The organism is Ruegeria sp. AL2, from assembly GCF_056540845.1.
In genome coordinates this window covers 176,450-190,678 of record NZ_JBQFXM010000006.1, presented here as the reverse complement: position 1 = coordinate 190,678, position 14,229 = coordinate 176,450, and the positions used below count along the sequence as shown (strand labels likewise).

The 14,229-nt window shown below is 57.4% G+C and carries 10 protein-coding genes, 1 pseudogene and 1 riboswitch; of the genes and pseudogenes, 9 read left to right on the top strand and 2 right to left on the bottom strand.

Annotation, left to right across the window (positions count from 1 at the left end; translation table 11 throughout):
• Positions 1-547 precede the first annotated feature (547 nt).
• A riboswitch (cobalamin riboswitch) is annotated at positions 548-739 on the top strand.
• A 153-nt stretch (positions 740-892) separates the two neighbouring features.
• From ACR0ID_RS10950 to ACR0ID_RS10940, 3 genes and pseudogenes are all read left to right on the top strand, one after another.
• Positions 893-1,897, top strand: a complete 1,005-nt coding sequence (locus ACR0ID_RS10950; RefSeq protein ID WP_480475675.1) for an ABC transporter substrate-binding protein — start codon at positions 893-895, stop codon at positions 1,895-1,897.
• Positions 1,894-2,943 (top strand): FecCD family ABC transporter permease, encoded by a 1,050-nt coding sequence (locus ACR0ID_RS10945; RefSeq protein WP_480519006.1) that lies wholly within the window; start codon positions 1,894-1,896, stop codon positions 2,941-2,943. The genes ACR0ID_RS10950 and ACR0ID_RS10945 overlap by 4 nt, the downstream gene beginning before the upstream one ends.
• Positions 2,940-3,450: pseudogene (locus ACR0ID_RS10940) on the top strand (ABC transporter ATP-binding protein); the annotation flags it as partial. The gene ACR0ID_RS10945 and the pseudogene ACR0ID_RS10940, both read left to right, overlap by 4 nt.
• An 891-nt stretch (positions 3,451-4,341) precedes the next feature.
• On the opposite strand, the gene ACR0ID_RS10935 reads toward ACR0ID_RS10940, so the two are convergent.
• A complete protein-coding gene (locus ACR0ID_RS10935; protein ID WP_480605338.1) occupies positions 4,342-5,292 on the bottom strand; it encodes a GlxA family transcriptional regulator in 951 nt (316 codons plus the stop codon).
• 166 nt (positions 5,293-5,458) lie between these two features.
• Between ACR0ID_RS10935 and ACR0ID_RS10930 the strand changes: the two genes are divergently transcribed.
• Genes ACR0ID_RS10930 through ACR0ID_RS10915 form a run of 4 tightly spaced genes read left to right on the top strand, consistent with a single transcriptional unit; the run spans position 5,459 to position 9,933 of the window.
• Positions 5,459-6,169: a GntR family transcriptional regulator gene (locus tag ACR0ID_RS10930; RefSeq protein ID WP_480605337.1), complete on the top strand. Its 711-nt coding sequence runs from the start codon at positions 5,459-5,461 to the stop codon at positions 6,167-6,169.
• 7 nt (positions 6,170-6,176) lie between these two features.
• Positions 6,177-7,094, top strand: a complete 918-nt coding sequence (locus ACR0ID_RS10925; RefSeq protein ID WP_480605335.1) for a dihydrodipicolinate synthase family protein — start codon at positions 6,177-6,179, stop codon at positions 7,092-7,094.
• A gap of 5 nt (positions 7,095-7,099) precedes the next feature.
• On the top strand, positions 7,100-8,596 hold the full coding sequence (locus ACR0ID_RS10920; RefSeq protein WP_480605334.1) for an aldehyde dehydrogenase: 1,497 nt from the start codon (positions 7,100-7,102) through the stop codon (positions 8,594-8,596).
• On the top strand, positions 8,593-9,933 hold the full coding sequence (locus ACR0ID_RS10915) for an NAD(P)/FAD-dependent oxidoreductase (RefSeq protein ID WP_480605333.1): 1,341 nt from the start codon (positions 8,593-8,595) through the stop codon (positions 9,931-9,933). Before ACR0ID_RS10920 ends, ACR0ID_RS10915 begins: the two co-directional genes overlap by 4 nt.
• Before the next feature lie 9 nt (positions 9,934-9,942).
• Here the strand turns inward: ACR0ID_RS10915 and ACR0ID_RS10910 are convergent, their stop codons facing one another.
• A complete protein-coding gene (locus tag ACR0ID_RS10910; protein ID WP_480519012.1) occupies positions 9,943-11,490 on the bottom strand; it encodes a trimethylamine methyltransferase family protein in 1,548 nt (515 codons plus the stop codon).
• Between the two features lie 228 nt (positions 11,491-11,718).
• On the opposite strand from ACR0ID_RS10910, the gene ACR0ID_RS10905 reads away from it, so the two are divergent.
• Entirely contained in the window at positions 11,719-13,185 is a 1,467-nt protein-coding gene (locus ACR0ID_RS10905; protein WP_480605332.1) for a flavin-containing monooxygenase, read from the top strand.
• Positions 13,186-14,187, top strand: a complete 1,002-nt coding sequence (locus tag ACR0ID_RS10900; RefSeq protein ID WP_480605330.1) for an alpha/beta fold hydrolase — start codon at positions 13,186-13,188, stop codon at positions 14,185-14,187.
• The last annotated feature ends 42 nt before the right edge of the window (positions 14,188-14,229 follow it).

The following is a 14,229-nucleotide window of genomic DNA, read 5'->3' as shown; positions in this document are numbered from 1 at the left end:
AACATTGACCACAACATAAACGCTGAGACATAAACAAAGGTGGGTCAAATCTCGGTGAAAATACCGGGTCACTTCTCAGCGGAAATCAACACAATAGGGAGTCATCGAAAAAGTCTTCGAGATGCAATGCTCGCGAAAGCCCGTCAAGTCTCGGATGTCCTAGTGTAGTTTCAATACTTACGGCATGCGCTTGCACTTCCAGTGGTGTTGTTCTTTGTTCTACATTTGCACGCTTATGCTTCCTGATTTTATGCTTGCATGCTTATGCTTCATGCGGTGCACGGTTATGGTGTCTCACTAAATTCGATTCCAATTATAATATTGTTTTAAAACGATATTTTTGCACAACCTATGCAAGAAAACTCTGATTCGTGCACGCTTATGCTCAATTTGCATATATATCACACACCGACGTCCTCGGGGCGGATTGTAGCGCCTTCTCAGCGGCTTGTCTGACGTCAGCACCATGTTGAGACGCGCAGGTTCATGCCCTTGGGAGAAAATGGGAAAGACCCCCGAGTTTTTTCTTGCCGCAGAGTAAGTGTTAAGGTACCCGCGTTTTACCGGTCCCGATGTGGCTAAGAGGGAATCCGAGGTGCCTTTTGGTGCCAACCGGAACTGCCCCCGCAACTGTAGGCGGCGAGCGCTGTCCATTCCGTCACTGGGCCATTTCGGTCTGGGAAGACAGGACAGACAAAGACCCGTCAGTCAGGAGACCTGCCGGTATGAAACCGAAACACACCGGGCGGGGTTGTCCGGGGAGGTTGCCGAAGAAACGCGCCGGGCGGGCTATGTACCACTCTGCGCTCACAGCAGGCAGAAAAGCGTCTGTTGCTTCGGTAAATGCCCATTCACCCGTTCTCTGGTCATTGACACATGGAGATCGATTGTCATGTTTCTACGCACTGGCCTGATTGGCCTTTCCTTGCTGGCTACCAGCGCTGCCGCCGAAGGAAACTTTCCCTTAACCATCGAAAACTGCGGTCACTCGGTCACGTTTGACGCGCCAGTGACGTCGTCAGTCACGGTCGGCCAAGCCGCGACCGAGGTGCTTTATGCGCTGGGTCTGAGTGAGCAGGTTCTTGGAACTTCGGTCTGGTTCAACGAGGTGCTGCCTGAATATGCCGAGGTGAATGCCAAGGTAGAGCGTCTGGCAGACAATGATCCCAGCTTTGAAAGCGTTGTTGCCAAGCGGCCGGGACTGGTCGCAGCGCAATATGAATGGCATGTCGGACCCGAGGGCATCGTCGCCACGCGTGAGCAATTTCACGAACTGGGTATTCCAACTTACGTGATGCCTGCGGATTGCGTCGGCAAAGACAATACGGTCGGCGGCGATGGCACCCGCCTGCAAGCGTTCTCGACCGATACGCTGTATCAGGGTATCGAAGAACTGGCGGCAGCCTTTGATGTGTCCGAACGCGGCACGGACCTGGTTGCCGAGTACAAGGCCCGTGAAGCCGCAGCCGTCGCCAAGGCGCAAGCCGTGAAGCTGGACGATGTGTCCGCCGTATTCTGGTTTTCCTCTCCTGAAATGGAAAGCGATCCGTTTGTGGCCGGGCAGAAGGGCGCACCGGGATACATGATGAGCACATTGGGCATCCGCAACGTCGTCGAGACGGATGAAGAATGGCCAACAGTGGGCTGGGAAACCATTGCCAAGGCCAATCCGACGGTGATCGTGATTGCCAAGATGGACCGCCGTCGCTTTGCTGCGGACGACTACCTGAAAAAGCTGGAGTTCCTGCGCGCTGATCCGGTGACCAGCCAGATGGATGCGGTCAAGAATGACCGGATTGTCGTTATGGATGCGCAGGCCATGGACGCCACCATCCGCGCAATCCCGGCACTGGAGGATCTGGCCGAGAAGCTGGATACCATCGGAAACAACTTGTGAACGAGGTCGCCGCAATCTTTCGGCAGGGTTTCAAGGCCGCGTGCCTAACTGTGCCACTGTTGATTGCGGCGGTCCTTGCGGGCGCGATGATCGGGGAAACCTCGTTGTCGCCCGATTTGGTTCTCTCCGTTCTGGTCAACAAGCTGGCCGGAGCGGACCTGCCCGTCGACCCAATTGATCAGGGTATTATCTGGAGCTACCGGATTCCTCGCGCTCTGGTCGCTGCGTCCTGCGGTGCCGGTCTGGCTGTCGCAGGGGTCGTGTTGCAGGCATTGCTGCGAAACCCGTTGGCTGACCCTTATATTTTGGGCATTTCTGCCGGGGCCTCGACGGGTGCCGTTGCTGTTACCATCGCTGGTTTGGGCGGGGGAGCTTTGTCGCTGTCTTTTGGCGCGTTCAATGGCGCGCTTTTGGCTTTCGGTTTTGTCGCGTTGCTGGCCCGAGCCTCCGGCGCAGGCGGCGGGCGGGCTGCGACGGCGCAAATCGTTTTGGCGGGAATTGCCGGGTCTCAGTTGTTCAATGCGCTAACGGCCTTCATCATCGCCAAATCCGCCAATGCCGATCAGGCGCGCGGGATCATGTTCTGGCTGATGGGAAACCTCAGTGGCGTGCGCTGGCCGGATGTATATCTGGCCATTCCGGTGGCCCTTGCCGGCTGGCTTATTTGCCGCTTTCACGCCAGAGCTTTGGACGCATTTATTTTCGGCACTGATTCAGCGGCCTCGCTGGGCATACCGGTGCGGCGGGTGCAGGCAACCCTGATCTTCGCCACCGCGCTGACAACAGCGGTCATGGTTTCGATCGTCGGGTCCATCGGCTTTGTCGGGCTGGTCATCCCTCATGCTGCCCGGTTCCTTGTAGGACCGGGGCATCGCAGGCTTATCCCAACGGCCGCCTTGATCGGAGCGGTCTTCCTGATCGGCGCCGATATAGTGTCGCGCATCATCATCCCGGGTCAGGTTCTGCCGATTGGGGTGGTTACCGCCCTGATCGGTGCGCCTGCCTTTGCCGTAATTCTGGTGCGCGGCCAGAGGAACGCCCAATGAAGATCGAGGCGCAAAACCTGACATTTTCGGTTCGCGGCAAGACTTTGCTGTCAGACGTATCGTTTGTCGTGGAGCCCGGCGAAACACTGGCTTTGGTCGGACCCAACGGTTCGGGCAAATCAACTCTGATGCGCCTGTTGGCGGGTTTGGCACGTCCGGTTTCGGGAAAAGTCGTCATAGCGGGCCATCCCGTTTCGCATTTGTCGCGCAGACAGATTGCCCAACGGATTGCCATTGTTGAACAACAGGCTGATACAGCCGAACGCGTAACTGCACGGTCCGTGGTCGAGCTGGGCCGCACGCCCTGGCTGTCGGCCTTACGGCCCTGGCGCGCCGAAGATACCAGACAAGTCGACAAAGCTCTGCAAACTGTGGAAATGGCCGATATGGCACACAGAGAATGGGCAACATTGTCTGGAGGAGAGCGCCAGCGGTTGCACATCGCGCGTGCATTGGCGCAGCAACCGGGCCTTTTGCTTTTGGACGAACCGACCAACCATCTGGACATACATCACCAACTGTCGATCCTGGACTGTGTTCGAATTCTAAAAGTGACAACGGTGATGGCACTGCACGATCTGAATCAGGCAATGGCCTGTGATCGCGTGGCTGTTTTATCAGAAGGACAGCTGGTTTCTCTTGGCCCGCCTGAACAAGCCTTGTCTTTGCAAACCGTTTCAGAAGTTTTCGGTGTCAAAGCACAGTGGGGGTATAGTGCCGGCGGGACGGAACGGTTTCTGTCCTATCATCTGGACTGACGGATCCCGATCGCTTCTGGTCGCACAGGATATCAGCGTCGTCAGCGCGCCATACCAGATAAGTACAATCTGCGGCCTCGAAGGCGTATTCCGACGGCGAGCAAGCTTGATCTGGGTTTCCTCACAAACTGCAAAATTGCTCGTCGAATGCTGTCTTGATTCTAACAGAAATAGGATTCGTTCGTTTTCTTGCCTTCCAAGATGATCGGCAGGCGCGTCGTCCGAGCGTCGGTCGACCAAACCCTTGTGGTGTGTTCACTACTTGTTTTGAACCGTGAATCAGATTCCTTTCGGAAACCACTGGGACCTGACCCAAATCTCGAAACGCCATCAGCTTGAACAGATCGCGGCGACCGCACGTCGATATTGCAGATTACCCCCAATCAAAGCCTCAACTTGAGCCTTAAATTAACGGTAGATTAACGAAACAGGGCACAACAAATCTCTGGATGACAAGTTCTTGATATACTTATGCCTATATCGAGATTTATTGGTGGGTAATCCTGCCGGTCTGTTGACTAGTCCAGTTTTTAACGAGGGGGTATCCCGGCAGGATCAGGGGGTGCCAGATCGGGCCAGTTCGAGGCCAACAGATCGCGGCACCCCCGCCGGTAAGCGCGAAACAGCAACTCATCTTTCTTCAGTTGATCTTGTTGCGCTGCGCGTGGGGTGTGATGCCAAAACTGGATCGGTATACCCGAGAGAAATGCCCCGGATTTTCGAAGCCGCAGGCCACGGCGACTTCGGTAACCGACGCCTCGGTTTGCAAAAGCAGTTTCCGGGCCCGTTCCAGCCGCATCTCCATAAAGTACCTTTTGGGGGAAGTATTAAGGTATTTGCCGAACAACCGTTCCAGTTGACGGGTGGAAATACCCAAAACATCGGCAATGAAGGATGGTGAGACAGGGGTTTCGAGACTGTCCTGCATAATGTCTATCGCCTTTGCCAGATGGGCATTGCGCATTCCATTGCGCGATTGCAGCGAAACGCGCTGCTTGGCGGTCGCATTACGCACAGTGTTATAGACCATCTGATCCGCAACATCAGTGGCCAGTTCTTCGCCATGGTCGCGTTCGATCAGATGCAGCATCAGGTCTGCGGTCGCGGTTCCACCTGATGCGGTAATGTGTTTTTCGTCGGCGACAAAGACGCTGCGCACCAGATTGACATCCGGAAACGCCTCCATGAATGCGTCGTGGTACTCCCAATGGATCGCCGCCTGCATACCATTGAGGAACCCGGCCTCGGCCAGCAACCACGCCCCGGAACACAATGCCCCGATCCGCGTTCCGCGCGCGCGTTCGCGCCGCAGTGCAGCCAGAAGGGAACGAGTCACGTGGTCACGCATGTGAATGCCCGACAAAACAAAGAGTTGATCGCACTTGGGCAGTTCCTCAAGTCCGGAATGCACAAGAGTGACGGATCCATTGGAAGACACGGCCTGCTCGCCCTGTTCGGATACAAAAGACCAGCGATACAGCTCATCGCCACTCACTAGGTTGGCGATCCTCAGCGGTTCGACCGCACAGGAAAAGGCGAGGTGCGAAAACTCCTCGACCAGGATGAAGGCGAAGTGCTGCGTCTGAAGCATGAGCAGGACCATTTCCAAACTGGGCCGACGCCCAAGCGTGAGTCTATTTTGCAGACACCCATGCTGCACGAGATTTTTTTGTATACAAGTTGTATTTTTTAGAAATACAAAAATACGACCACCGCGATTCGGACACGGCAGCCAGAGGACATAGTGAGGCCAAAGGATGAAAGACGAAGCCAAGTCGCGCAAAAATGCGCTCAGAGAACACCTGAAGATGTCCATCCTGACGCTGCGCCTTCGTCCAGGTGACGATCTGGATGAGGCGCATTTGTCCGATGAATTCGGCCTGTCGCGCACGCCTCTGCGCGAGGTGTTTCGTCAACTGGCAGGCGAAGGCTATCTGGATCTGCGAAAAAACCGCAGCGCCCGTGTTTCGGAAATGTCCTACACCACACTGCGCGATTTCTTCCTTGCCGCGCCGATGGTCTACGGGGCCATCCTGCGTCTGGCGGCAGTGAACGCGACTAACGTGCAAATCGAAGAATTGAAAGCGGCTCAGCACGCGTTCAAAGCTGCCCTTCGTTCAGGGTCGGTCGAGGATCGCGCACTTGCCAACAACCGTTTTCATGACGTGACCGGCGAGATGTCCGGCAATGTCTACCTGCTTCCGTCATTCAACCGGCTGCTGATCGATCATGCACGGATTGGCATGACGTTTTATCGGCCGCAGACAGTTGAAATGTCGGAAAACCTATCGCTGGCCAGCCAACAGCATGACGCGATCATCGCAGCCATCGAGGCACGCGATGAAGCTGCAGCGGCGAAACTGGCCGAGGATCACTGGAACCTGTCCCGGGATCAGATCGGGATGTTCGTGATGCCTGACGCACTGGATGTCGCAATGGGTATCCCGCCACTTTCGAAGCCCGCATGAGGACGAAATGAACCCGATTTTCAAGTTCGAAGGAATTTATACTCCTGTGGTCACCCCCTATCACGACGATGGCAGCGTGAACTGGGACACCCTGTCCGACGTGATCGAATACCTGATCGAAAATGGTGTGCACGGCCTGATTTCCGGCGGATCCACGGGTGAGAATTATGCCCAGACCGTGCCGGAGCGGCTGGAACTGGCCAAATTCACGCATAAGCAACTGAAAGGGCGGTTGCCCTTGGTCGTTGGCACGGGCGCGATGCTGACTTCGGACTCGATTGCGCTGGCCGCTGGCGCGCGCGATATCGGCGCGGACGCCATCCTGTTGGCCAGCCCGCCCTATTCGGTGCCGACGGATCGCGAAAACGCGCTGAATGCACTGGCCATCGACAAGGCCGCCGACCTGCCGGTGATGCTGTACAACTATCCGCACCGTACCGGCACAATGATGGGGGAAGAGTTCCTTGACCGCGTTGGCCGTAGCCGCAATTTCTGCGGCATCAAGGAAAGCTCGGGCGATATCAACCGGGTCCATTTGCTGGCGCGGGATTATCCGCATGTCCAGCTGGGCTGCGGCATGGACGATCAGGCACTTGAGTTTTTCGCCTGGGGCGCACCATTCTGGGTGTGTGGCGGTTCGAACTTCCTGCCAGCGGAACATGTGGCGCTGTATCAGGCCTGCGTGATCGAAGGCAACTTTGCCAAGGGGCGTCGGATCATGTCAGCGATGATGCCGCTGATGCGGGTGCTGGAACAGGGCGGCAAGTTTATCCAGACCATCAAGCATGGCGTCACCATGAACGGTATCGACGCGGGTATCATGCGGCCTCCGCTGAAGGGCCTGAACAAAGATGACAAGCGCGCGCTAGAACAGGTGACGCGCGTGCTGAGAAAGACAATCGCCGACATCGTGGCTGAGGGGTGACAAACATGGATCTGCTGACACAGGACGAGTACAAATCCATCGCCGCAGGTCTGAGCCTGCCGACAGGCGCCTTTATCGACGGCGCGTTTCGTCCGGCGGTTTCGGGCCAGACCTTTGCGACAGAGAACCCTGCAACCGGTGAAAAGCTGGCCGATATCGCATCCTGTGGCGCGGAGGATGTGGACTTTGCCGTCAAGAAAGCTCGTGAGGCGTTCGACTATGGCCGCTGGTCCAAACTGCACCCCGCCGAGCGCAAGGATGTGCTGATCCGGCTGGCCAAACTGATGGCTCGCAGCGCCCGTGAACTGGCGGTAATGGAGAGTATCGACAGCGGCAAGACCATCTACGACTGCGAAACTGTTGATGTGCCCGAGACAATCCACTGCCTGAAGTGGCACGCCGAGGCGATTGACAAGATTTACGATCAGGTTTCACCCGCCAGCGACGATCACATCGCCATGGTGGTGCGCGAGCCAATCGGCGTTGTAGGGTTGGTTCTGCCGTGGAACTTTCCGCTGCTGATGTTGGCATGGAAGATCGGGCCAGCGCTGGCGGCAGGCTGTTCTGTTGTTGTAAAACCGGCGATGGAAACCACTTTGACGGCCCTGCGCCTTGCCGAATTGGCGATGGAGGCCGGCTTGCCGCGCGGTGTCTTGAACATCGTTCCCGGTGGCGGGGCCGAGGTGGGCGAACCCATTGGGCGGCACATGGATATCGACATGGTGTCCTTCACAGGCTCAACCGTGACCGGCAAACGTTTTCTGACCTATTCGGCAGAAAGCAACGCCAAAGAGGTGGTGTTGGAGATGGGGGGCAAGAACCCTGCTATCGTCATGGAGGATGCCGAAAACCTCGACCGTGTGGCGGCGCATATCGTCAATGGCGCATTCTGGAACATGGGTGAGAACTGCTCGGCCTCGTCACGCCTGATCGTGCATAAGAAAGTGAAGGCTGAGCTGCTGGAGCGCATCGCGCATCACGCCAAACAATGGAACATCGGCGACCCGCTCGACCCCGAAACCCGCATGGGCGCACTGGTGAGCGAAGACCACTACACCAAGGTTTGTGGCTATCTGGATCAGGCCGAGAACGTGGTGATCGGTGGCAAAGCGGACAACGGGTTTGTCGAGGCCACCGTGGTCGAAGTGCCCGGCAATGACGCTACTTTGGCGCGCGAGGAAATCTTTGGCCCTGTCTTGTCGGTAATTGAAGTCTCGGGCTTTGATGAAGCGATCCAGATCGCGAACGACACCGACTATGGCTTGTGCGCCTCAATCTTTACGGCCAATGTCAAACGTGCCATTCGTGGTGCGCGGATGATCCGCGCAGGCACCGTGACAGTGAACAGCTTCGGCGAAGGTGACATCACGACACCTTTCGGTGGCTACAAGCAATCGGGATTTGGTGGCCGTGATAACTCGATCCATGCTCATGACCAGTACACACAGTTGAAAACCATCTGGATCGATCTGGCCGATGACGCGGATGAGGCCGTCGGTTGAGCCGACACGACGCCAAAAGGCTACCCCGGCAGACAGGCCCGTCGGGATGGAATACGATTCTGCCGCCCCAAACACCTCTGGCGGTGCTGGAACGGGACCTGACCGCGGATATCACAATAGTTGGTGGCGGGTTTGCCGGGCTCAGCGCGGCGCGGCGGCTGCATCAATTGGATCCTTCTCTGAAAATCGTTCTGCTGGAAGCCGGTCGTTTCGCGGAGAGCTCGGCAGGCCGGAATTCTGGGTTCATGATCGACCTGCCCCATGACTTGGCCTCGGACAACTACGCAGGCAAGGGGTCGGACGCGGATCGCGCCATCATTGCGCTGAACCGCAAGGCCATTGCCTTTGCGACAGAAGTGGCCTCCGATTGCGGGCTGCCACAGGAAATGTTCGACCCCTGCGGCAAATACAATGCAGCCGCCACCAAAGCGGGCGACGCGTATAACCGCGCCTTTGCCGCGCATCTGACCAAACTGGACGAGCCGCATAAGCTTTTAGATCAGCAGCAGATGCAAGAGGTCACGGGCAGCCCGCACTATACCTCGGGGCTTTATGCGCCGGGGACAGTGATGATTCAGCCGGCGGCATATGTGCGAGCGCTGTCCGCCCGTCTGGCCGGGCAGATCGAAGTGTTCGAGCATTCACCCGTTACCGGTTTGGAACAACAAGGCGCAGGCTGGGTGGTCAGCACCAACAAGGCCAAGGTGAGCACCGGGCAGATAATTCTGGCCAATAACGGCCACCTGGAGAGCTTTGGGTTCTACCAGCGGCAATTGATGCACATTTGCCTTTACGCCTCGCTCACAGCCCCGCTGAACGAGGCGCAGATCAAGACACTGGGCGGGAAGTCGCGCTGGTCGGTGACGCCAGCGAACCCGATGGGGACGTCAGTACGGCGCATTTCCGGCAGCTATGGGGATCGCATCCTGATCCGCACCTGCTCCAGCTTTCATCCAACAATCGAGACCAGTCCAATGCGACTGCGCAATGCAGGCTGGGTGCATGACCGAAAGTTCAGGGAACGCTTCCCGAATCTGCCGGATGTGCAGATGGAACATCGCTGGGCCGGGATGCTTTGCCTCAGCCGCAATGGATCGGCCGCGTTCGGTGAGCTTGAGGACGGTGTCTACTCTGCCTGTTGCCAGAACGGTCTGGGCATCGCACGGGGAACACTGCAAGGCATGGGCATCGCTGAACTGGTGCTGGACCGGCGGTCTGACATCGCCGATCATTTTCTGGCGCAGCCGGACTTGCCGCGTTTGCCGCCCGAGCCATTCGCCTCGCTTGCCGCCAACAGCTATCTGATCTGGAAAGAGTGGCGATCCGGCAAAGAATGAACTTGACCGTCAGTAATTCTGGTTCAACTCATCCGCGGCCGGGATTTCTCTCTCGCGGCGGGCGATATAGTCCAGAAGGGCGTCGTTCTTGGCCTCATCCAGCTTGGGTTCCTGATACTCGGCCAAAAGCTTCCTCGCGTAGTTCAGGGCGCGCTCGGTGATTTCAACTTCGCCTTCCGCCACCCATTGTTCGATCGAGTTGTTGTCAAACAGTTCGGGCATGAAAAAAGCCGTCTGAAAATTCTCCTGGGTGTGCGGATGCCCCAAATAGTGCCCGCCGGGACCTACATCCGGAATTGCGGCCAAGCCTTCGTCAAAATCATGCCATTTAGGCCCCTCCGCCATCCGATAGGCCATCGCGCACTGTTCCGCGTCCACAACAAACTTGGCGACCGAACAATGCATCCCCGCCTCGTTCCAGCCTGCCGAATGCCAGATGTAGTGGGCCCCTGCATGCAGAACAGCGCCCAGAGTTGTCGCGGATTCGTACCCGGCCTGCGCGTCAAACGTCTTGGCCCCGCCCAGCGTGTTCGAGGTGCGCCATGGCACATCGTAAAAGCGCGCCATCTGGCCAATCATGAAATTCATCAGACTGATTTCAGGCGTCCCTGCCATCGGCGCACCGGATTTCATCGAAACGGTTGACAGATAGTGCCCCCAAATCGCCGGACAGCCCTTGCGGATCACCTGCGTATAAGCCAGCGCCGAAAGCGCCTCAGCGGTCAGCTGTGCCACGGTTGCGGGTACCGATGCGGGCGTATTGGCACCGCCCAGAACGAAGGGCGAGCACAAAACCGGCTGATTCCGGCGGCAGAAGGCGCGCATTGCACCCAGCATGGTTTCATCCCAGACCAGCGGGCTGTTGCCATTGCAGTTGCCCGTTGTAACCGGGTGGTCATCAATGAACCCTTCGCCGAAAAGGATATCGCACATGTCCATCACGTCTTCGGCATTCCTGGGCGAGGTGGTCATTCCCATGAAGGTTTTGTCCGAGTATTTCATCGACGAATAAGTGATGCGCAGGTGCCGCTGGCTGATCGGGTGATCGTAAGGTTCGACGATATGATGGGCCGAACTGTGCAGTGCGGGCATCATGTGCGACAGTTTATGAAACATCGCCAGATCGTCCAGCGTCGGGTTCCGGCGCACGTCGTCAAGATCACGCAGAAACGGCGCGCCGGTCATCGGCACGAAGATCGAGTGCTTGCCGCCGAGAGCGAGGTTCTTTTGCGGATCGCGTGCGTGATAGGTGAATTGCGCCGGAATGGTCGCGATCAGCTCGCGCACCATGTTGCGGTCCAGAAAGACCAGCTCTCCGTCAACCTTCGCGCCCGCTTTTTTCCAGTCTTCCACTGCGGTCGGGTCGCGAAACTGGACACCAACGTTCTCCAGAATATTCATGGCGGCCTTGTCGATAAGCTCAATCTGGCTTCCGTTCATAACTTCGCAATGCGGGATGCCGCGGGTCAAACCCGGCAGCATGTCGAAGTTCGGCGCGGTGCGAAGAGCGCGGCGCGCCGAACGCCCACCGGCGCGTGCAAGAGTACGGGTCGACAAGGGGCAATCCTCCTGTTTTGAATCAGACTGACGGAAATACGCCGCGTTCACCTCTCTGATTGCGATATGTGTTTGCAGGAAGCGACACCGCCCTGATGACGGTTTTTCGCCGCGCCTGTTCACGTAAGGTCGTTCGGTCATTTTATCTTGTGTGACCTACTTCACTGCCAATCACGTGCAGACATCTGCAACAGAAATCCATAAAGTTGTTTCAGGAGGGGCACTTCAATGCACCACGCGACAGAGATGCTGATCATCGGTGCCGGGTTCTCAGGGCTGACGATGGCGCTTGAGGCACGCAAACACGGCATCAAAGATATCGCCATTCTGGAAAAGGCTGAAGATATCGGTGGCACGTGGCGCGAGAACACCTATCCTGGCGTCGCCTGCGATGTGCCTTCACATCTGTATTCCATGGCGACCCACCCTAATCCGTACTGGAGTCGCGCCTATGCCGGTGGCGCAGAGATACAGGAATATCTGCAAAATGTCGCGCATCAGGAAGGATTGTATGATCTTTGCCATTTTGGGCAGGAGTTGAAATCGGCGAGATGGGATGGCACGCATTGGCAGGTTGAAACCACGGATGGCCAGATCTGGTCAGCCAAGTTTCTGGTCTCGGCCATCGGCGCGCTGCATCATCCCAGCATTCCGGACATTCCCGGCACCGACAGCTTTCCCGGCCCCTGTTTTCATTCGGCCAAATGGGATCACACCGTCGATCTGACAGGAAAGCATGTGGCCGTTGTCGGCACCGGGGCGTCAGCCGTTCAGTTCGTGCCAGAGATTGCCAAGATTGCGCGCCACGTCACCGTTTTTCAGCGCAGCGCGCCTTACGTTATGCCGCGCCCTGACGGCCCGATCGCGCCATGGGTGCGCAAACTTTATGCCTACCTTCCCCTGCTTCCCCGCATCCGGCGCAAACTGATTTTCATGTTCTTCGAGTTCCGTCACCGCGTGTTCAGGGGCGAGGAACGCGCGATGAACTTTGCCCTAAAAATGTGGCGCAAGTCACTGGAAGGCGCGATTGCGGACCCCAAAGATTGGCGCATTCTGACCCCGGACTATCGAATTGGGTGCAAACGCATTCTCAGTTCAAATGACTGGTATCCGGCCCTGGCCCGCGACAATGTCAGCGTCATTCCGCACGGCGTGGCCAGTATCGATGGAAACAGCATCCTGGCGACAGATGGCACCAGGGCAGAGGCAGACGCGCTGATCTGGGGTACCGGGTTTCAGGTCACAAATGTCGTAGAAAGGTTGGATATCACCGGCACAGATGGGCTAACGCTGCGGTCGGCCTGGGCGAATGGGATGTGTGCACATCTGGGTACAGCGATAGCCGGTTTTCCCAACTTTTTCATCCTTCTGGGGCCTCATACCGGGCTGGGGCATAATTCGGTCGTGTTGATGATTGAAGCTCAGGTCGGGCATATCGGCCGGGTTCTAAGCGAGATGCAACGCAAGGAACTGTCGGTGATCACTCCCGATGCGGTGAAACAGGCGGCCTTTACGCAGGAAATGCTTGACCGCCACGCGGACAGTGTCTGGCAGATCGGAGGCTGTACATCCTGGTACATTGATGCGGAAGGGCAAAACACGACGCTTTGGCCCGGAACAGTTGCCGAGTTTCAGAAACGCATGGCACAATCAGGATTGGAGCAATACAACTCCGTTAGGACCGGAGACAGCTAGATGACACTTATTCTTAGCGTGGTTACGGCCTTTGCCGTCTTTCTTCTGGCCATGGCCCTGTGGACCCGGCGTATAACCCGTCAGGGGCTAAAAACCGTGCCGCAGATGGGCCAGATCGTGCCCGTGCAGGGCGGCAGCATCCACTATGTGGAAATGGGCAATCCGGACGCGCAGACGGTTGTTCTGATTCATGGCCTGGCTGGGCAGTTACAGCATTTTACCTACGCGTTGGCGGATCAACTGGCCGAGGATTACCGCGTCATCGCGTTGGATCGCCCCGGTTGTGGATATTCAACCCGGGATACGGCAGAACTCGCACAATTGCCGCAGCAGGCCGCGATGATTGCTGAATTTCTTGAAACCAAGGGCGTGGATCAGGTCGTGGTGGTGGGGCATTCACTGGGCGGTGCGGTGTCGCTGGCGCTGGCTTTGGACCACCCCGAGCGGGTATCCGGCCTCGCTCTGCTGGCGCCACTGACGCACAGGCTGCCTGAAACACCGGTGATCTTCAAACCGCTCGAGATCCGGACCAAATGGCTGCGCAGCCTGATTGCCAACACGATTGCGGTTCCCATGGCCTCAAAAACAGCACCGCACAGTCTGGGTGTGGCATTTGACCCTGAAACCCCTCCAAATGACTTTCTGGACCGTGCGGGTGGTGCGCTAGGGCTGCGCCCGTCGGCCTTTGTCACGGCCTCGCAGGACGTTATCGGGTTGGATGCCAGCTGCGATGTGCTGGTGGCCAGATACCCCGAGCTGTCGGTCCCCGGCGGGATATTGTATGGAAGTCAGGACGCGCTTCTGTCCCCTGCCCGTCACGGACCGCCGATGGCCAAATATGGTCTGAGCTATGAAGAGCTTGACGGTCTGGGCCATATGATCCTGATCACAGAACCGGAGATATGCGCCGCGTTTATCCGCAGGATGGTGGACGCCACGATATTCCGTCAGACGCCCTTGCAGGACCCGGTGACAGAGCCCGTGAAAGAATTCCCCGGTTAGGGCGATTTCCCTCTTGACCCTCCCCGGCCCCTCGCTTACATC